Raw genomic sequence first — 19,313 nt, forward strand, 5'->3', positions numbered from 1 at the left:
TCAACAAAGTCCTCGTCCATTTCATGAGCTTCATCATTACCCTGTTCACGCTCTTTTAATTGCGCTTCAAAACGTTCACGTTGATCAATAGGGTCATTTAGCTCCGTAAATGCATTTGCATGTTCCCGAGCAACGATAAATAACTCAAACCTATCTGTAAATCTTGAATCTTCTTCATTTTTCTTAGCTAATGGAGAGATTTCAACCGGATGACCATAGATGAAAGTTGGTTGAATTAACTTTTCTTCAACCTTTTGCTCGAAGAATTCGTTAACAATATGACCATAAAGCATATGTTCGGTAATTTCTACTCCATGTTCCTTTGCAAGTTGACGAGCCTCTTCCACACTCATTTGTTTCCAGAAGTCTACCCCTGTAAATTCTTTTATCGCGTCAACCATGTGTAGTCTTTTCCACTCTGGCTCAAGATTGACTTCATATTCTCCGTATTGGACAGTAGTTGTTCCTAAGACTTCTTTAGCAATGTGCGCAATTAGATTTTCAGTTAGACTCATAATATCCTGATAATCCGCATAGGCCTCGTATAACTCGATCATCGTAAATTCCGGATTGTGACGAGTAGAAACACCCTCGTTACGGAAAACACGGCCAATTTCATAAACCTTCTCAAGTCCGCCAACGATTAGTCGCTTTAAATGTAGTTCAATCGCAATCCGCATGTATAGTTCCATATCAAGCGCATTATGGTGAGTAATAAACGGTCGGGCAGACGCACCACCAGCAATAGAGTGCATCATTGGTGTTTCAACCTCTAAATAACCATGATTATCTAAGTAACGACGCATAGATTGAATAATCTTACTGCGGGTAATAAAAGTAGATCTGCTCTCTTGACTCATAATTAAGTCAAGGTAACGCTGGCGATAACGTTGTTCTACATCTTTTAACCCGTGGAATTTATCTGGTAACGGACGTAGAGCCTTGGTTAAAAACTCAAACTCTTGAACCTTAACAGAAAGTTCACCGACCTTAGTTTTAAATAGAGTACCCTTTACACCGATGATGTCTCCTAAATCAGATGAATCAAATATTTCATATGCTTCCGTACCAATTGCATCTACTCTAACGTATACTTGAATTTGCCCAGTAAGATCTTGTATATTAGCAAAGCCTGCTTTACCCTTACCACGTTTTGTCATAATCCGACCCGCAAGAGTAACAGCTACATTTTCAGCTTCCAAGTCTTCTTTTTCTACTTCAGCATATTGCTCTACTAATTCTTTAATATTATGAGAACGATCATAGCGTTTACCAAATGGATCTAATCCTCTTTCACGCATGGCATTCATTTTGTCACGTCTGACCTGCAACTGGTCATTTAATTCTTCCTGACTCATACTCAATCAACTCCAATTACTTTCTTTTTATGTAAACCTCGGGTACATGCTGTGCACATTCACTTTTTCTACATACTTTATTATTCTACACAATCTAGAGAATTCAGACATCAAAAACCTTTATAAATAAAAACTGCCAGTATTTCACTGGCAGCCTTCTGTTTAAACAAAGATATTATAGAAAAAGAGGAGTAATATGTCAACTTTAGCCTACAGTTATTTGACTTTCCTTCTCTTCTACATCCGCAACCATGTCATTTAACAAGGTAACCAACTGGTCACGAGTGTCGCACTCATTGATTGCATTTCTTACTTTCGCATTGCCTTTAACGCCTTTTAGATACCAAGCCGCGTGTTTACGCATTTCTCTAACTGCTACATTCTCATTTTTTAAAGCAATTAAACGATCTAAATGCAAGATACACACATCCATTTTTTCACGAACAGAAGGCTCACCCATTAGTTTACCTGTTTCAAGGAATTGAACCGTACGATAAATCATCCACGGATTACCAAGAGCTGCTCTTCCGATCATAACGCCATCGCAGCCGGTTTCTTCAAGCATTCTTTTCGCATCTTGTGGAGTTTGTACATCACCATTTCCGATTAATGGAATATTTATTGATTGCTTTACTTCTTTTATAATATCCCAATTTGCTTTTCCTTCGTACATTTGTACACGTGTACGTCCATGAAGTGCAACAGCTTGGCCTCCTGCTCTTTCTACTGCTTGAGCATTCTTAACGGCGAAAATATGATCTTCATCCCAGCCCATACGCATTTTGACAGTTACAGGCTTTTCTACTGCATCGACAACTGCAGATACCATTTCATAAATCTTATCCGGGTCTAATAGCCATTTTGCCCCAGCGTCACATTTTGTGATTTTTGGAACTGGACAACCCATATTGATATCGATAATATCTGCATTTGTATTTTTGTCTACAAATTGTGCTGCCTCAACAAGAGTTTTCTTTTCGCCGCCAAAAATTTGTAAACTTAATGGCTTTTCACGTTCATCAATGTATAGCATATTCATCGTTTTTTCATTTTTTAAAATGATCCCTTTATCGCTGACCATTTCCGCACAAACTAAACCAGCACCGAACTCTTTAACCGTTAGACGGAAGGCAGAGTTACAAACACCAGCCATTGGTGCTAAAACGACTTGATTTTTCATTTCAATGTTGCCGATTTTCAACATACTCTTAATCCCTCCTCTATTCATTCGGTGATAGTTCTTCTATGGTAATATTTAGGGTTTGACCAATTTTCTTTAGCATCTCACCTGTAGGCAGGCGATTGCCTCTTTCAATCTCCCCAATAATCGATACCGATACACTGAGTTCCTTCGCGAAGCTTTCCTGAGTATAACCCTTTAGCTTCCGATATGCTCGAATACGTCTTCCCCATTTTTCCGCTTCCATATCCGGACTCCTTCTTTGTTAGGTAATTCATTGATCCATGCTTGAAGTGGTTTTTCTATATTTGGAATGATTATGTCAGGTCTGATCTCTGACAAAGGAATCATGACAAAATTCCGCTCTAGCATCCGTGGATGCGGAATAATTAGTTTCTCTGACTTTATATTTTCTTGATTATAGAGGAGAATGTCAAGGTCAATTGTTCTTGGTCCCCACACAATTTCCCTCTTTCTACCAAGTTCTTTTTCGAGATTTAAACAAAAATCTAGCAACTCATGTGCGCTGAACGAAGTTATTACCTCAATTACCATATTTAAAAATAAATCTTGTTCCTCATATCCGACAGGGTCAGTTTCATAAATTGAGGAGTTATTTACCAATTGTATTTTTGGATGCTTTGCAAGTTCTTCAATTGCCTTTGTTAGATAATCATACCTGTTTCCGATATTAGATCCAAGGGCAATAAATGCTGTATTTCCCATTTTTATCTTCTCCTCGTAATTTCAACTGCTACAGACCGATAATGACCAGGAATGGGTGGATCAGGTTTAATAACTTTTACAGTCGCTTCAGAAACAAGAGTGAATTGACTTAATATGGATGCTGCTATCGTTTCTGCAACAGCTTCAACAAGCTTATACGGCTTTCCCTCAACTATTTCTTTGCACACCTGAAATAACTCGCCATAGTTTACTGAATGCTCCAATTCATCACTTTCACCGGCTTTTTTTAAATCCACAAGAACCATCAAATCTACTATAAAGCGTTGTCCAAGTCTGGTTTCTTCAGGAAAAACGCCATGGTAACCATAAAACTCCATTTGATTAACAAATATTTTATCCAATGCTGACACCCTTCCCCATTAACACATCCATCATTTTTGCCATTCTGCTCATTTCCTTAACATCATGTATACGAATAATTTGACATCCCTTTTGGATTCCATAACATACCGTTGCCCCTGTTCCTTCCATCCTTTCATTTACCGGAAGGTCAAGCGCTTGTCCAATCATGGATTTTTTTGAAGTGCCTAAAAGTACAGGATAGCCTAGAGCAGTCAACGTATCTAAGTTTTGCATCATCAATATGTTTTCTTGAAGGTCTTTAGCAAAACCAATTCCCGGATCTAAAATGATTTGTTCGTCCTTAACCCCGGCTTGTTTTACAATGTTTATACTCTCATAAAGATCATTTAGCACGTTTCTAATAAAAAACGAATAATTGCGATCATGACGATTATGCATAAGGATAATCGGTACATTGTATTTTGCAGCAATAGCTGCCATATCTTTATCAGCCTTTGCACCCCAAATATCATTAATAATATGAGCACCTGCCTCAATCGCCTTTTGGGCTACCTTAGCTTTATATGTATCGATGGAAATAGGAACATTCACATGCTTAGCAATCGCTTCTATTACTGGAACGACACGCTCAATTTCTTCATCCTCCGAAATAACTGTATATCCTGGACGGGTTGATTCACCCCCAATATCAATTATATCAGCACCATTTTCAACCATTTCTTTGGCATGCTCAACAGCCTGAGTAATGTCGAGATACTTCCCGCCATCGGAGAATGAATCAGGGGTTGTATTTAAAATCCCCATAATATAGGTTTTTTTACTGAAATCAAAATGATATGGTCCGCATTTAATACTGTAATCCCCAGATGTATACACTTTTAAAACCTCCAGATAATTTGCTTGTCTCTTCCATCATACAAGAAGAATGTTTTTTAAAGCAAAAAAAGAGGTTTTAGCTTTCGCTAGAACCTCCTCTAAAAATTAATTATTAGCCTTCATATTGGTAAAGAGGTGTACTTAAATAACGTTCTCCATTATCAGGAATAATCGCAAGCACCTTTTTACCTTTTCCTAACTTCTTAGCAACTTCTAAAGCGGCATGGATTGCTGCTCCTGAAGAAATCCCACCTAGGATTCCCTCTTCTTTTGCTGCTCGGCGTGAAGCAGTAAAAGCTTCTTCCGCTTGAACTTGGATGACTTCATCGTATACTTCTGTATTTAATACGGCTGGAACAAAACCAGCACCAATTCCTTGAATCTTATGTGGACCTGGCTTACCGCCAGATAAAATTGGTGAATCAGTAGGCTCTACCGCATAAATTTTTACATTTGGGAACTTCTCACGCAGAACTTCACCTGCACCAGTGATTGTCCCGCCAGTACCAATACCTGAAATAAATGCATCAAGCTGATCCATCTGTTCCACGATTTCTTTACCTGTAGTTTTACGGTGTACTTCAGGATTTGCTTCATTTTCGAATTGCTGCGGTACGAAATAGCCATTTTCAGCAGCAAGTGCATTCGCTTTAGCAATCGCACCTTTCATTCCTTCAGGGCCTGGAGTAAGAACTAGTTCTGCTCCATATGCACGAAGCAAGTTTCTTCTCTCCAAGCTCATTGTCTCAGGCATAACAAAAATTGCTTTGTATCCTTTTGCTGCTGCAATCATAGCTAAACCGATACCTGTATTTCCGCTTGTAGGCTCAATAATCGTATCGACTCCAGGCTTAATTAAACCCTTCTCCTCCGCTGCTTCAATCATAGCTAAAGCAATTCGGTCTTTTACACTACTGCCAGGGTTAAAATATTCAAGTTTTAAATACACCTCTGCGCTGTTTTCATCTACTAATCTGTTTAATTTCACAATAGGAGTTTGACCAACTAATTCTGCAACTGAATTTGCTACACGTACCATTAGTGCACCTCTTTCTTATTCCGAGTATTTTTATTGGTATTATTATGAATTTACCAGTTTCCTACCGATTTTGTCAACCGTTTTACTGTGGGATTTTTCCAAAAGTATAAATAAAAGCACAGAAAATAATTCTGTGCTTCTCTTAGTTTGTGTCTTTATTTCCATAAAACCAATCTACTTTTGCTTCATTCCAAAATGTTTTGGTAGAGGCTGAAGTTTTCATTTGTTCTAAAGCGATTTCTCTGCGAATTTGTTGTTTAACATCCTCATAAGAGTATTTTTTTCCCTTCATTTTTCCTTCTAGTTTCACAACAGCATAGCCTTGTTCTACTTGAATTGGATCACTCCAGGCACCTTCTTTTAACTTCTTTGCCGTTTCTAGATATTCAGCAGGATACCTTTCTTCCCCCTCCATAATATATCCAATATCGCCGCCTTCATTTGCTGAAAACTCCTCAATAGATCGTTCCATCGCTAGTGCTGAGAAACTAGAGCCTTGCGATAATTCCTTAATGACTTTTTGAGCTTCGTCATTTGATTTCACGATAATATGGGATAAATGATAGGCAGTGGGAATCGTAAAAAGTTTCTTATTATTTTCAAAATACTCCTTCATCTCTTCATTAGAAACCTTTACATCTCTAGTTAGGATTTCATCTTGAAGAAGACTATTTCGGATATGCTCTTTCCACTTCTTCTCAGTAGTCTTTTTGTTCTCTCCTGGCGAACTATATGTAGTTTGGAGGATTCTATATTCGCGTTCCACATCTTCCTCGGAGACCTTAATATTATACTTGGCCGCCATTTCATTTATTACTTTTTGATCAATCATGTCTTCCAGTACATCTTTACCGTATCGTGATTCCAATTCATTAAGCCATTCCTGCCTTGTAATTTCGCCCTTCCCAACAGTTGCAACGACTTCATCAATCGTTGAATCTTTCCTGTTCGAAAGGAAAAAAACAATCGTTAGACAGTTCAACAAAATAAGTGCTGCAATTATCAGCCATAACTGCTTTCTCCTCAAAAACTCCTCCCCCCGCACTTTTTATTTTGCCTGGATCTTTAATTCCTCTAGTTCTTCCTTTGTAAATAGATATCTTTCATTACAGAAGTGGCAGTGAGCCTCAGCCTGTCCATCTTCCACGATCATAGCCTCAATTTCACCTTGCCCTAGTCCAACAATAGCATCTGCAAACCGATTTTTTGAACAGACACAGTTAAATTGAACAGGCATTTTTTCTAAGACATTTACCTTATTCTTTCCAAACAACTTTTCTAAAATTTCTTCGGGAGTTAGACCTTGTTTTACTAATTTTGAAATGGGAGGGATTGTTTTTAAACGCTCTTCCACCTCGGTAATCGTTTCATCCTTTATCCCAGGCATTAATTGAAAGATAAATCCACCTGCTGCAAGAATGGTATCATCTGGATTTACTAAGACACCTACTCCAACAGAAGAAGGCACCTGTTCCGAAGTTGCAAAGTAATAAGTAAAGTCTTCCCCTAATTCGCCGGAGACAATTGGTACTAGACCCGAGAAGAAGTCTCTTAGACCAGTATCCTTAACAACAGACAGTGTGCCCTCAGTGCCGACCGCACGGCGGACATCGAGCTTTCCTTGCTCATTTGCTTCAAAGTCAACCTGCGGATTTGAGACGTAGCCGCGCACATCCCCTTTTGCATTACTATCGACTAAGATAACACCAATTGGGCCGCCACCATCAATCTTTATAGTGAGCTTGTCTTCACCCTTTAACATTGCTCCCATCATAACACCAGCCGTTAGTGAGCGCCCTAGAGCTGCAGAGGCAGTACGCCATGTTCCATGTCTTCGCTGTGCTTCAGAAACCACTTCGGTTGTACGCACAGCATAAGCTCTAATTTGTCCGTCATAGGCCAAAGCTTTTACTAAATAATCAGTCATTATGTAACCCCTTTCTAGTTGCTACTTCTTATATTCTCCATATTTCTCTTATAGATTAGCTGTAATCCTTTTAAAGTTAAAAACGGATCAACAATATCAATAATTTTAGATTCTTGGGCTATTAAAGAAGATAATCCTCCAGTTGCAATCACTGTCGGTTTTTGTTCACTTTGGTCTATCATCCTTCTAACAATCCCCTCGACTTGACCCACATATCCATAAACAATTCCTGCCTGCATGGCAGCAACTGTGTTTTTTCCAATTACACCTTCTGGACGAGCGATTTCAATTCTAGGCAGTTTTGCAGCCCTTGAATATAGTGCCTCCGTAGAGATGCCAATTCCTGGAGCAATAGCCCCACCCATATATTGACGATGTTCGTTGATATAGCAATAAGTCGTTGCTGTACCAAAATCAACAATAATCAATGGGCTTCCATATTCATGAATAGCAGCTACCGCATTAACAATTCGATCCGCCCCAACTTCTCTTGGGTTTTCATATTTAATATTAAGCCCCGTTTTCACCCCAGGTCCAACTACTAATGGAGTGAGTTGGAAGTACTTTTTGCACATTCTTTCTAAAGCAAACATGATAGGCGGCACAACAGAAGAAATAATAATTCCATCTATTTCAGAAAACGAAAGACCTGAAGCATCAAAAAGGGACTTAACCACCATCCCAAACTCATCTTCTGTTCGGTTACGATTCGTTTCTATTCGCCAGTGATATTTAAGTTCTTCACCTTTATATACACCTAAAACAGTATTTGTATTTCCTACGTCAAATACGAAAATCAAAGGAATCACTCACTTTTTAAGATTTTTTCTTTGGTATTCTGCAAACATCATATCATAATTACTTTTTATCGTGAAAAAAAGAGTGCTTTTTTATAAGCACTCTCTTTAGAAAATTACTTTTCTTCAGTTTCAGAAGTCTGGCTGGCAGAATCCTCATCTTTTTTTGTGTTAATGGTTACTTTCATGTCATCTGACTTTTTCGTATCAACTTTAATGCCTTCTAACTCAGATGCAGACTCTGGCATACGGCCATTTTTGATTAAATAATCAATTTGTTCTGCATTAAGCGTTTCGACTTCAAGAAGTGTCTTAGCGATTAAATCAAGTTTATCACGATTTTCAGTAAGAATGGTTTTAGCTCTTTCATAACATTCTTTAAGAATACGTTGAATTTCAAGATCAATCTCAAAGGCAATGGCATCAGAATAGTTTTGCTCATTATGGATGTCACGTCCTAAGAATACCTGACCACCTGAAGCCTGACCGAACTGTCCAACTCCAAGTTTGTCACTCATACCAAATTCAGTAACCATTTTACGAGCAATTCCTGTTGCACGTTGGAAGTCGTTGTGAGCACCTGTACTTACTTCACCAAAAACAATTTCCTCAGCAACACGTCCACCTAATAAACCAACGATTTTATCGAGCAATTCTGGCTTGGTCATAAAGTAACGGTCTTCTCTTGGAAGCATTACTGCATAACCGCCTGCTTGACCACGAGGTACGATTGTAACCTTATGAACCATATCTGCTTCATTTAAAATTAATCCAATTACTGTATGTCCGCCTTCATGGAAAGCAACAATATTTCGTTCCTTTTTAGAGATAACACGGGTCTTTTTCGCAGGTCCTGCGATTACCCTGTCAGTTGCTTCATCAATATCCTCCATGTCGACTTTCTTCTTATTCTGACGTGCAGCCACTAATGCTGCTTCATTTAATAAGTTTTCTAAATCGGCACCCGAAAAACCAGGTGTTCGCATAGCGATATTTTTTAAGTTTACTGATTCATCTAACGGCTTATTCTTTGCATGTACTTTTAGAACTGCTTCACGACCATTAACATCTGGACGGTCAACAGTAATTTGTCGGTCAAAACGACCTGGACGTAATAATGCAGGGTCTAGAATGTCTGGGCGGTTTGTAGCGGCAATAATGATAATTCCTTCATTTGCTCCGAATCCATCCATTTCGACTAGTAACTGGTTCAAGGTTTGTTCACGCTCGTCGTGTCCTCCGCCTAAACCTGCACCACGTTGTCGACCAACTGCATCAATTTCATCAATAAAAATGATACAAGGAGCATTTTTCTTTGCATTTTCAAACAAATCACGTACGCGGGATGCTCCGACCCCAACAAACATTTCAACAAAGTCTGAACCACTTATAGAGAAGAAAGGAACGCCCGCTTCACCTGCTACTGCACGTGCAAGTAATGTTTTACCTGTCCCTGGAGGTCCCACAAGAAGTACTCCTTTTGGAATACGTGCGCCAAGTTCCGCAAATTTCCTAGGATCCTTAAGGAATTCTACCACTTCGACTAATTCTTGTTTCTCTTCATCTGCACCAGCGACATCCTTAAATCGTGCTTTCTTCTTATCATCATTATAAAGCTTTGCTTTACTCTTACCGAAGTTCATAACACGGCTGCCGCCGCCTTGAGCCTGGTTTAATAAGAAGAAGAATAGGATAAAGATGATTACAAATGGAATGATGGAAGTAAAGAATGTTACCCATCCACTAGTTTCCTTAGCAGGCATTACTTCTACCTTTGAACCTGCCGCATCTATACGCTCTAAGATTTTTTCACTGTTGGGAACGTACGTTAAAAAGTTCTTACCGTCTTTTATCCCGTCTTCAAACTTGCCCCGAACTTCAAATACACCACGTTCAGGCTGCATAGAAAATGAATCCACTTCATCCTTTTCTAAATGAGCTACAAACTCATTATAGGAAATATTATCCGTAGGTTCGTTGCTGCCATTAAAGAAGCTTACCACGCCAATTATGACTAAAAATATCAATAAATAAAAGATGGTATTACGGAAAATCCGATTCATCTCTTACCTCCTCCCGCGATAAAAACTTTTTTAGATAGTATCATAGAAAATCATTCCAATTCTTAGTTTACTCTTAACATGTTGTTGAAAAAATTCGTTATGCAATAGCTTTTTTAGTTTCACTTAAAGATTATCGCTATATACTTCTGGTTTTAAAACACCAATATATGGAAGGTTTCGGTACTTTTCGAGATAATCTAAACCGTATCCAACCACAAATTCATCTGGGACAATAAAACCTACGTAATCTGCTTTTATTGCACTCTTCCTTCCTGTTGGTTTGTCGAGTAAGGTAACAATTTTGATTGACTTTGCTTTTCGGTATCGGAATAAATCATATAGATAGCTTAATGTTAAGCCGCTATCGATAATATCCTCAATGATTAAGATGTCTCTTCCTTCAACTGAAGTATCTAAATCCTTTAGGATTTTCACTTCCCCTGAGGAAACAAAGCCAGATCCATAACTTGAAACATCCATAAAATCCATTTCTAGATAACAATCCATTCGTTTTAATAAATCAGCCATAAATGGCATTGCACCCTTTAGAACACAGATTGCAAGAGGAACAGTATCTTTATATTCCTCCGTTAATTCCGCCGCTAACACCTTAATTTTTTCCTGAATTTCCTCTTCTGAAACTAACACCTTTTCAATATCCTGATTCATCATAAATTGTGCCTCCTAGAAGATCATTACTTATTATATGTGAGTAGTATATACTGACTTGTTGAATGATTAATGCCTTCGATTACTGATTTTTTAATCCCAGGAAGCCAAAGAATCCACCCATTTTTGTCAGTTATGACAGGCCAGGTATCCCGATCCTGAATAGGAATTTTACTATCGATAAAGATATCTTTTAGTTTTTTTGTTCCAGACATACCCTTTAGGTCCATCCGGTCCCCTATTTTTCTCGTTCGAATCTCGATGGGCAGTTTAACCTTGTCAGCAGGAAATATTGCATAATATCCTTTTGTTACAATGTTTTCTTTATCATCAATGACATCCATTCTTACACTTGCTCCGTTAGGCAGTTGAACCTCACCTGGTTTTGATAACTCAAAGGAATATGGAGAACCCTCTACCACTCCATATTGGAAGGAAAGCAGGGAATAAGATCGAATTACTTTTAAACCATTGGGAAAATCAAGTGTTCCGGAAGGATGATGATGTTGAATTAAAGATAGAACATGATCAATATGTAAAGCAGAAAGTGACATAGGAATTACTTTGTAAAGATAGTTTAATATTAGTTGAATACCTCTTCTTTGTAAAGGAATTGGCATTTCTAAAAAGGGTATTATGTCAATGGTAATTTTATTCTTTTCTTTCATTTTCATTACTTTATTCATGCTTTGGACAGTTAATTCCTGCAGAAGTATTTCATCATTCTGAATATCTTCGCTGAAACGTTGAAAATGTTCATGAACGTTTTGATTTTCTGCTTTTAAAAAGGGCAAAACTTCATTTCGAAAACGATTTCTGCTATAAATATTTTTCTTATTACTGGGGTCGATTCTCGGCACTAAATTTTGCTTATGGCAATACTGTGTTATCTCCATCTTCGTTAAAGCTAAGAAAGGACGAAAGATATAACCATTCCCAAATGGTCTCGTGAACGGAATCCCAGCTCTGCCAGCACCAGAACTACCTCTTGTCATTCTCATTAGAATCGTCTCTACTTGGTCATCTCCATGGTGACCAAGGGCTAAAAAGTTATAACTGTATTTTTCCATTATTTCTTCAAAAAACTCATATCTTGCCTGTCTTGATGCAGCTTGAGAGTTTTTCCTTGTTTGTCTAATTATTTCTGGGACGTTAATTCGGGTCATTTCAAAAGGAATGCCCCTTTGCTCACAATAAGCTTTCACGAATAATGCATCCTCAAATGACTCTTGTCCACGGAACATATGATCAACATGTGCAACGATAATGGAGAGATTTTTATCTTCCTTTTGTCCCCACAAGTAGTGAAGCAATGCCAGTGAATCTGGCCCACCCGAAACACCAACCACCATTTTAGTATTCTCAATTTGAAAGGCGTGGCGATCAAGTAGTGCATCTACCTTTGCTTCTAACATTTTGCATTCTTCCTTATAAAGATTCTTTTGAAATTTTTTTGAATATCCCTAGCTTACCACTTTTAAGACAAAAGTATCAAAAACAAAGACCTAAATGAATAGGTCTTTTTTTCCTTCCCTTTTATACGAAATGCTTTCGCTTTAGTTTCAAAAATTAAATAAGTTTTTGAAAAATATACAATAAGTATAAAAGTGCAATGAAAATTGTAATACTGAAGGTTTCTACCCAGCGGCTTTTTTTCTTTTTTTTGCGGTAATTCTGCCGGGATTTAGGCTGACTTCCAGGCTGGTTCATCTTTTGTTTATAAGCGGTACTATTTGTATTGGTTACGGGTGATTTAGTAACTGTATTAGGATTTTTTTTATCGATTACTAACCCTAATAATTCTGTTCTCATTTGCAGCGCATTCGTGTACTGTCCTTGAAGTGCTTTTACAATGACTTTTTCGGTTGGCAGTAAATCCTTTTGTTTCCTAATAGCTTCCCTAAGTTGTGAAATCCCGCCAGTACTCTTATTAAAACGCTTTGGGTAGGCTGTATTAATCATAATCATTGCTACGGCAAATAAATCATAAGCAGGATCGGCTTTTCTTGATCCTAACCCCCAATACCCTCGATCATAAAACTCAGTAAACTCCTTAATAGCTCTTCCTTGCAGCGTTGTTCCACCAACATCAATGCACCTTATCTTAGGTGTTGGTCCCGTTACAATTAGGTTTTCTGGCTTTAAATCTCCAAATACCCAGCCGTTTTCATGCAATTTATTTAAGTCGTTTAATAATTGTAGGAAGAGAACTGTGGTCCATGCTTTCCCTTTTGTTTGAATAAAGGTCAGCAAATCTGGTCCTTGAATATATTCCATTGCATAAAAAGAAATTTGACCTCGATTACTTTTCCAATCATCCACATCAAGCAAAGAAGGTCCGAGGGTTGACCCTTGGACCTTTGCAAACGATCTTAATACATTTACCTCTGAGGTAATAGACATTCCGTTATCACTCATCTTTAACGCTACCTGCGTGTTTTTAAACTTTGCAAGATAGACAATGCCGTTTGCTCCATATCCTAGTTCCTTTAGAACGGTATACTTATTCGAATGCCATTTCCCCGTAATTACAGTGCCTGGCGCTACCTTACATCGACTCTTCAAGGAATGATTCATCATCACTGTTCAAAAGACTCCTTAATGAACGTTTTGAATTAAATGAAGTTAATGCTGTACGAATTGCAGGTCCTGTTGGAGTAATCCCCCCTGTAGTAAGCTGTGAAAAGATACTTGTCAAAGTTTGTAGTTTTGGAGTCCAATCTAGAATCTTTTCGACATCATTCTTTTTCCCGGGAAATACAAAAACTGCAAATTGATTATCACCTGTACGTGCATTTAAGCTTAGGGAAAGGTCAAGTAGGGCCTCTTTAACGGTAGGAAGTTTGTGTTTCATACTCGCACTTGTATCGACAAGAATCAACACCTCTAATTCGACAGTTTCTCCAAGTTCATCGACCACTTCCATTACTTCCCCTCTTTTCTCAGGAGGAAGATCTTCAATTGTCTGTGAGCGACCAAGAATTTGCTGCAATTCCCTGTTCACTACACCCTGAATTGTCTGTGTCATTGCTTTCCTTGTCACCATCTGGACTGTCTGTGAGAGTTGTTGAGCATAAACGATTTGACTGACTCCACCACCGGACATTGCTATTCCTTCAATTTCTGTCATACCCTTTTCATCAATTACATCCTGCTCCATTACACCGATCACATTGACGGATATACCTTGTTCTTTCGCAAGTGCAGCCATGGCAATAGGATCTTCCCCTTGATTTGAACAGCCGTCCGTTATTAATAGAATCTGACGAATTTTCCCTGTATACATACTCATTCTCCCTCCACTTTTCGAGTTACTTCCATTTTCGACACTGCGGAGGGGATTTATACATAATTAATGGTTATACATCATAAAATAGTTAATTAAGCTCTTTTCTTAACCTTTGTTACAGGAATACTAGCCCACTTAGGTGTATTATGCTTTATTTTAGCCACGGCAATGGTCATATCATCTCCAATGGAGTTATCCCGCGAGCGAATCACCTCTTCTAAAATCAAATCTGATATTTCTTGAGGATCATCCGTTTGTAATTCTTGTATTTTGCGTTTCATCCATAAATCGTAATTTTCTACATGCTTGGGACCTTCAAATATCCCATCACTCATCATAATGAGTAAATCTCCTGCCTTTAATTGCTCACTAACCACATCCACTTCAAATTCTTCAAGAATCCCAATTGGCAGATTGCTTGCTTGGATTTTAATTACCTTATTCCCTCTTTTAATAAAACTAGGAGTTGATCCAATCTTTAAGAATTTTGCCGATGCGTTCTGTAGATCAATCATAGCTAAGTCTAGTGTAGAAAAAATTTCATCTGTTGTTCGAAGAGAGAGAATAGAATTTACTGACTTAATAGCAACTCTTTCTTCAATACCAGATTGCAGTATTTTTTGTAACAGCTGCAGTGTTTCTTTGCTCTCATAATGAGCCCTTTCTCCATTTCCCATACCATCACTAATCGCTATCGCAAATTTCCCCAGCCCTAATTCCATCGTTGAGTAGCTGTCACCCGATACAAAGCCGCCATCCATGGCAGCGTGAGCCATTCCAGTTTCAACCGTATAGGCTTTTGAAGACCTAAAAATGACATGGCAGAAACCGTTTGGGTATGCAGCACATTCCTCAGAGCTAACGATGATCTGTTCTCCGAGAATATCAGAAAGCATTGGCGCAATTAACTTTTCACATTCCCCATGGCCATTGCAAAATGGGACGGACATTTCGATATCTACATTTCCTGACTCAAGACTGTATATCTCGACATGTTCAACATGAACACCAAATGCTTGAATCGCCTCCATTATTTGTTCTTCTTGCTTATGATGATTTTCTCTTTCTCGCTGAATTTCCTTTGCAAAGTTATCCATTACCTCTGAAACACCTAAAAGTTGATCAGCTACAAGCTTTCTACTTTCCTGGACCTGCTTCTTTAATTTTTGGTTAGCTTGGTAAAATGTCAACTCTTGTCCGACTGCTTCATATACTCTTTTTGAGCGTGTACAGTGCTTTTCCCATTCCCGAGATAATTTAGGCGATACCACTCCATCGTTTTGGTCCATTTCATGAATAATTTCTTCCAGATAACCATATGTTGTATTAAAATTTTTCGCCCAGCATTGCTCTTTTTTAAAGCATGTGTTGCACGTCTTTTCTGTTACATGACTCATAAAGTAATCCATTTCGCGTTCATTTTCATCTACACTCGGCTTAATTTCCATTTGTGAAAAACTCTTTGAAAGTGCATGAAATACATTGGAAAATTGAGCAACTCTTTGTGCAGTCACATCACGCATTTTTCTCATATACTTTTGCTGTTCAGTCGTGTATTCTGGGGTACCAGGTATATATTTGGCTAATTTAGAAGTAAATACTTGCGGTGTCAAAAGAAATAGCAAAATCGCTGCTGCTGATTCCATTAGTGTTATCGGTAAGTTACCGGTTCCACCCTCCTGACCGTACATTCCAATTAAGAGTGTTGCAATAAACAATCCAATAGCAACGCCTATTTTTTTTCCCTCTTTTAATAAACCGCCTAATACCCCTGAAAAAGCAAGTAAACTCATATGATAGAAACTTGAAACACTTGCAAGGCTGAAAATTAGACCGGTTACAACCCCTACTGTTGATCCTACGGTCGCACCTGCAATAAATGAAAATACTAAAACAAGGTAGCGTGACATAATATGTTCAAGTGATAAATCGTAAATTTTCCATCCAATGGTTCCAGTCATAATAGAAGCAAGCATAATGATTAAACAGACGATTTCCTCTGTTTTTAGCAATTGCCTGCGCTTGTTTAATACTAACAACGGAATGCTCTGTAAAAAGATAAGCGTCAGGATAAAGGCTAAGCTTGCCTGAACACCAACCATCATCGCATCATATAAGGTCAATTGCTTAGAAATAATAAAAGCTTCTGCTAGCTTTCCTGTCCCTAGAATAATAGCCACAAAAAATGGAATCATCCTCATCTCATTTTTGATCCACTTTTCACTAATACGATAAATGACTAGAAAAAAGACGGAAACCAAAAAGGTGAAGGCAGCATTCTTTAAGGAGACAGTTGCTGCGCCCGCAACTAATCCTACTAAGGCTAGTGGGGATCGATCTCTTTTAATTAAGAATACTGCAGCGAAAAATGGCAGACTAAAGGGAGCAAGCGTGGACAATATTAGAGCTCTTCCTAGTAAGAAACCTATAAAAAGTAAAAGGTAACCTTTAATAAGGAAGAAGGATTCAACTTTTAATTGGAATTTTTTCAGGACGCTCTCCCAAGTCCTTTTAGAGGATTGAAAGTTAACCTCTCCGACCGGTTCTAGTAAACTCCGTTCTAGCTTTTCCATAAATCACACTCCTCTATTAATTCTCGTTAAAGACTATTATAAAATTAATAGATTTAGAAGTTTGTCAAATTAGTGAACAAAAGCAAAGTTTCGTTCGACGGTTTTCACTATATTTATTCAATTAATATTGGGAAGTGGATATGATGTCGGAATAAGGAGTTTTATTACGCACAAAAAAAGCACCGATATATATATCGGTACTTCAATTTTGTCTAGCTGCAGCGCCTAGGGGCTCGGGGTCATAAGCCAATCCGTCAAGAAGGTTAAAGAGCAACCTTCTTGACGGATCGTCTTATGCCTGTCACCCCTGGACAAGGCGCTTCCGCTTTTCGTTATAGCGGCGGAGGGGATCGAACCCCCGACCTTACGGGTATGAACCGTACGCTCTAGCCAGCTGAGCTACACCGCCAAGTATTTAAGACACAAACTATATATTACATAGAGTGAAAATTAATGTCAATAAATTTTTTTAAAAAACAAAAAGACAAGCCGGCTAGACCTGTCTTACATAGGAAATATTTTTAACATAAGCAGCAAGTTAACCCCTTTTAGCTCCTCTTCCGCCACGTTTTGATTCTGTATGACGTTTTAAAGAAGTTAAACGATCCTCACTATCTTTTAAAAACTTCGCCATTTTTGATTCAAACGTTTCAACCTTAGGAGCATTCCGATCATTTGATCTGCTCTGACGAGGACGTTGTGAATGTGAGTTTGAGTGTGAACGGGATCTTTGCGGTGCCTCTGGTTTATCAATTGCCTTTTTGATAGAAAGGCCAATTTTCCCATCTTTCTCAACATTGATGACTTTAACTTCTACTTGGTCACCAACCTTAAGATGGTCATTGATATCTTTCACATAATTGTCAGCAACTTCACTGATGTGTACGAGTCCAGTTGAGCCATCAGGCAGCTCCACAAAAGCTCCGAAATTTGTAATCCCTGTTACCTTTCCTTGTAACTTGCTGCCTACTTCGATTGACATAAAAAGAATTTTCCTCCTTAAGAATAAAAAAAATCATACTTACTTTATATTATACAAAATGGGAAAAATACGTGTCAATAAGACTAGTTATTGGTCTTTTTTACCTTTACTTTCTTCAGGGATATTGAAGATAATTTCACCATTTTCCGAGAAAAAGTATTCTTTTCTAGCAAGCTTAGCAAGGTAATCATCATCATTTAACTTCACAATATCTTCTTTTAGGATTTCCTGTTGTTTCTTTAATTGCATTAACTCTTGGTTCAGTTGTTTCTTTTGTGCTACTTTCTTATCTAAAGTTGAGGATTGGGCAATAAAGCTAGTGATCATTAAATATGACATGACAGTTGCGAAAATTAAGAACAAGGAAAGTCTTCTGAATAGGAGCTTTCTTTTTCTAGCAGATGCAATTTCTGCTATTTCTTGTTGGTGGACATAAGTTGTCTCGATCTTTGCTATATTCTTTTCTCCTACTGAACTCATTACCCATACCCCCTTACTCTTTTGGTTTTTTCCACTTTTTTATAAGCATTACTAAATAGTTCTTGATTTCCATAAAAATTCCTGCCGTTTTATTATATAACTTCTCGACGTATTTTTTAATACCTTTCGGCAAAAGTTTCCATATAATTACTATAATTTTTTCAATTGGCACCCAAATTATCTTAAGTATAAAGAATACAACCTTTAAAACAAATTTGACAAGGGAATAAAGCCCCCTGCCAAGTAAGATGATAATTGAAATAACCAACTGGATTAGGCCAACGACAGGTTTATAGATAAGTAGTTGGAAAGTCCTTTTCATAAATCCGTAAATTGCTATAACGGTATTTATGATCATTTCAAGCAATCTTAAATAAAACCCCTTAAATAAACTTTGATAGGCGGCGAAACCACATAGAAGGGCAACAAAGATATAGAAACGTAATTCTCCATTGTTCACAAGGAATAATATATAAAAGATGATCAGTGCTTGAATGACCCAAAATAACAGGTCATTTAAAAAAACAATCCAAGACTTTCGGTTGGGACGATTTAAAAATCGTTGGTAGGTATCCAACATTACTCCAAACAGCGACCCCATCCCAATCATTGAAAGCATGGTAAGAAATTGAGTGGAGAGTGTCATCGGAACAACTTACTAAAGAATCCTTTAGCTTTCTCCCCATGCTGTTCATCTAAGTAAACCAAGTCAAATATCTTTCCTTTAATGGAGACAATTCCTTTTTCAACATCGAGGTTTTTCATTTGCAGATTTTGCCCTTTGATCGCTAAAAAGCCCATGGAGGTTTCTAATAAAAACTCCTCATTATCAAAGCTTTCTACTTGTTTAACACCTGTTATATCGAGAAGTTTTCTTCCTCTCATGATGACATCATGCTCTGGAACAGTACTTTTTACAGGATTCGTTTCATAATATTGGCTCATCATTCATCCCTCACAATCATTTGTACAACCTTTAGTACATTTTTATGTAAAGGACAAATGAATTAGAACAAGCCTTTTTGAGTCA

20 protein-coding genes and 1 tRNA gene (1 of these 21 only partly in view) are annotated in these 19,313 nt (G+C 37.9%); all 21 read right to left on the reverse strand.

Features of this window, described 5'->3' with window-relative positions; genetic code table 11:
• Positions 1-1,358 carry the 5' portion of a lysine--tRNA ligase gene (lysS, locus tag QUG14_RS17740; RefSeq protein ID WP_289341792.1) on the reverse strand. It extends 127 nt beyond the left edge of the window, so the window shows 1,358 of its 1,485 coding nt (coding positions 1-1,358); its start codon is at positions 1,356-1,358; its stop codon lies off the left edge, out of view.
• 205 nt (positions 1,359-1,563) lie between these two features.
• Entirely contained in the window at positions 1,564-2,562 is a 999-nt protein-coding gene (dusB, locus tag QUG14_RS17745) for a tRNA dihydrouridine synthase DusB (RefSeq protein WP_289341793.1), read from the reverse strand.
• Positions 2,563-2,578: 16 nt separating this feature from the next.
• Entirely contained in the window at positions 2,579-2,785 is a 207-nt protein-coding gene (locus tag QUG14_RS17750) for a helix-turn-helix domain-containing protein (RefSeq protein WP_289341794.1), read from the reverse strand.
• Positions 2,737-3,264: a 2-amino-4-hydroxy-6-hydroxymethyldihydropteridine diphosphokinase gene (gene folK / locus QUG14_RS17755; protein WP_289341795.1), complete on the reverse strand. Its 528-nt coding sequence runs from the start codon at positions 3,262-3,264 to the stop codon at positions 2,737-2,739. Before folK ends, QUG14_RS17750 begins: the two co-directional genes overlap by 49 nt.
• Positions 3,265-3,266: 2 nt before the next feature.
• Positions 3,267-3,626, reverse strand: coding sequence for a dihydroneopterin aldolase (folB, locus tag QUG14_RS17760; protein ID WP_289341796.1), 360 nt, complete (start codon positions 3,624-3,626; stop codon positions 3,267-3,269).
• The gene (gene folP, locus QUG14_RS17765; protein ID WP_289344174.1) at positions 3,619-4,392 is read right to left on the reverse strand and encodes a dihydropteroate synthase; all 774 of its coding nucleotides are present in this window, start codon (positions 4,390-4,392) and stop codon (positions 3,619-3,621) included. The genes folB and folP overlap by 8 nt, the downstream gene beginning before the upstream one ends.
• A gap of 184 nt (positions 4,393-4,576) precedes the next feature.
• The gene (cysK, locus tag QUG14_RS17770; RefSeq protein ID WP_289341797.1) at positions 4,577-5,503 is read right to left on the reverse strand and encodes a cysteine synthase A; all 927 of its coding nucleotides are present in this window, start codon (positions 5,501-5,503) and stop codon (positions 4,577-4,579) included.
• Positions 5,504-5,645: 142 nt separating this feature from the next.
• A complete protein-coding gene (locus QUG14_RS17775) occupies positions 5,646-6,530 on the reverse strand; it encodes a peptidyl-prolyl cis-trans isomerase (protein ID WP_289341798.1) in 885 nt (294 codons plus the stop codon).
• Positions 6,531-6,551: 21 nt separating this feature from the next.
• Positions 6,552-7,430 carry an Hsp33 family molecular chaperone HslO gene (gene hslO / locus QUG14_RS17780; protein WP_289341799.1) on the reverse strand — a complete coding sequence of 293 codons (879 nt, stop codon included), beginning with the start codon at positions 7,428-7,430 and terminating at the stop codon, positions 6,552-6,554.
• Between the two features lie 14 nt (positions 7,431-7,444).
• On the reverse strand, positions 7,445-8,230 hold the full coding sequence (locus QUG14_RS17785; RefSeq protein WP_289341800.1) for a type III pantothenate kinase: 786 nt from the start codon (positions 8,228-8,230) through the stop codon (positions 7,445-7,447).
• Positions 8,231-8,343: 113 nt separating this feature from the next.
• A complete protein-coding gene (gene ftsH, locus QUG14_RS17790) occupies positions 8,344-10,290 on the reverse strand; it encodes an ATP-dependent zinc metalloprotease FtsH (RefSeq protein ID WP_289341801.1) in 1,947 nt (648 codons plus the stop codon).
• Between the two features lie 123 nt (positions 10,291-10,413).
• Entirely contained in the window at positions 10,414-10,962 is a 549-nt protein-coding gene (gene hpt, locus QUG14_RS17795) for a hypoxanthine phosphoribosyltransferase (protein WP_133372053.1), read from the reverse strand.
• A gap of 23 nt (positions 10,963-10,985) precedes the next feature.
• A complete protein-coding gene (gene tilS / locus QUG14_RS17800) occupies positions 10,986-12,374 on the reverse strand; it encodes a tRNA lysidine(34) synthetase TilS (RefSeq protein WP_289341802.1) in 1,389 nt (462 codons plus the stop codon).
• A 154-nt stretch (positions 12,375-12,528) separates the two neighbouring features.
• Positions 12,529-13,539 (reverse strand): serine/threonine-protein kinase, encoded by a 1,011-nt coding sequence (locus QUG14_RS17805; RefSeq protein ID WP_289344175.1) that lies wholly within the window; start codon positions 13,537-13,539, stop codon positions 12,529-12,531.
• Entirely contained in the window at positions 13,508-14,245 is a 738-nt protein-coding gene (locus QUG14_RS17810; RefSeq protein ID WP_289344176.1) for a vWA domain-containing protein, read from the reverse strand. The genes QUG14_RS17805 and QUG14_RS17810 overlap by 32 nt, the downstream gene beginning before the upstream one ends.
• Positions 14,246-14,340: 95 nt before the next feature.
• Positions 14,341-16,821, reverse strand: coding sequence for a stage II sporulation protein E (spoIIE, locus tag QUG14_RS17815; RefSeq protein WP_289341803.1), 2,481 nt, complete (start codon positions 16,819-16,821; stop codon positions 14,341-14,343).
• 335 nt (positions 16,822-17,156) lie between these two features.
• Positions 17,157-17,230 (reverse strand) — tRNA-Met (locus QUG14_RS17820).
• A gap of 129 nt (positions 17,231-17,359) precedes the next feature.
• Positions 17,360-17,803, reverse strand: coding sequence for a S1 domain-containing RNA-binding protein (locus tag QUG14_RS17825; RefSeq protein ID WP_289341804.1), 444 nt, complete (start codon positions 17,801-17,803; stop codon positions 17,360-17,362).
• A gap of 87 nt (positions 17,804-17,890) precedes the next feature.
• Positions 17,891-18,283 (reverse strand): FtsB family cell division protein, encoded by a 393-nt coding sequence (locus QUG14_RS17830; RefSeq protein ID WP_289341805.1) that lies wholly within the window; start codon positions 18,281-18,283, stop codon positions 17,891-17,893.
• 13 nt (positions 18,284-18,296) lie between these two features.
• Positions 18,297-18,929: a spore cortex biosynthesis protein YabQ gene (gene yabQ / locus QUG14_RS17835; protein WP_289341806.1), complete on the reverse strand. Its 633-nt coding sequence runs from the start codon at positions 18,927-18,929 to the stop codon at positions 18,297-18,299.
• The gene (gene yabP / locus QUG14_RS17840; RefSeq protein ID WP_095250671.1) at positions 18,926-19,228 is read right to left on the reverse strand and encodes a sporulation protein YabP; all 303 of its coding nucleotides are present in this window, start codon (positions 19,226-19,228) and stop codon (positions 18,926-18,928) included. Before yabP ends, yabQ begins: the two co-directional genes overlap by 4 nt.
• Between the last annotated feature and the right edge of the window lie 85 nt (positions 19,229-19,313).

It is taken from the genome of Neobacillus sp. CF12 (assembly GCF_030348765.1).
In the GTDB taxonomy this organism is placed as follows: domain Bacteria; phylum Bacillota; class Bacilli; order Bacillales; family Cytobacillaceae; genus Neobacillus.

Coding starts and splice junctions, on each gene's coding strand:
- QUG14_RS17805 (WP_289344175.1), bottom strand. CDS start 13,539: ATGATGAATCATTCCTTGAAGAGTCGATGTAAGGTAGCGCCAGGCACT.
- QUG14_RS17825 (WP_289341804.1), bottom strand. CDS start 17,803: ATGTCAATCGAAGTAGGCAGCAAGTTACAAGGAAAGGTAACAGGGATT.
- yabP (WP_095250671.1), bottom strand. CDS start 19,228: ATGAGCCAATATTATGAAACGAATCCTGTAAAAAGTACTGTTCCAGAG.
- spoIIE (WP_289341803.1), bottom strand. CDS start 16,821: ATGGAAAAGCTAGAACGGAGTTTACTAGAACCGGTCGGAGAGGTTAAC.
- QUG14_RS17750 (WP_289341794.1), bottom strand. CDS start 2,785: ATGGAAGCGGAAAAATGGGGAAGACGTATTCGAGCATATCGGAAGCTA.
- folK (WP_289341795.1), bottom strand. CDS start 3,264: ATGGGAAATACAGCATTTATTGCCCTTGGATCTAATATCGGAAACAGG.
- dusB (WP_289341793.1), bottom strand. CDS start 2,562: ATGTTGAAAATCGGCAACATTGAAATGAAAAATCAAGTCGTTTTAGCA.
- QUG14_RS17810 (WP_289344176.1), bottom strand. CDS start 14,245: ATGTATACAGGGAAAATTCGTCAGATTCTATTAATAACGGACGGCTGT.
- hslO (WP_289341799.1), bottom strand. CDS start 7,430: ATGACTGATTATTTAGTAAAAGCTTTGGCCTATGACGGACAAATTAGA.
- folP (WP_289344174.1), bottom strand. CDS start 4,392: ATGGGGATTTTAAATACAACCCCTGATTCATTCTCCGATGGCGGGAAG.
- cysK (WP_289341797.1), bottom strand. CDS start 5,503: ATGGTACGTGTAGCAAATTCAGTTGCAGAATTAGTTGGTCAAACTCCT.
- hpt (WP_133372053.1), bottom strand. CDS start 10,962: ATGATGAATCAGGATATTGAAAAGGTGTTAGTTTCAGAAGAGGAAATT.
- yabQ (WP_289341806.1), bottom strand. CDS start 18,929: ATGACACTCTCCACTCAATTTCTTACCATGCTTTCAATGATTGGGATG.
- QUG14_RS17830 (WP_289341805.1), bottom strand. CDS start 18,283: ATGAGTTCAGTAGGAGAAAAGAATATAGCAAAGATCGAGACAACTTAT.
- tilS (WP_289341802.1), bottom strand. CDS start 12,374: ATGTTAGAAGCAAAGGTAGATGCACTACTTGATCGCCACGCCTTTCAA.
- ftsH (WP_289341801.1), bottom strand. CDS start 10,290: ATGAATCGGATTTTCCGTAATACCATCTTTTATTTATTGATATTTTTA.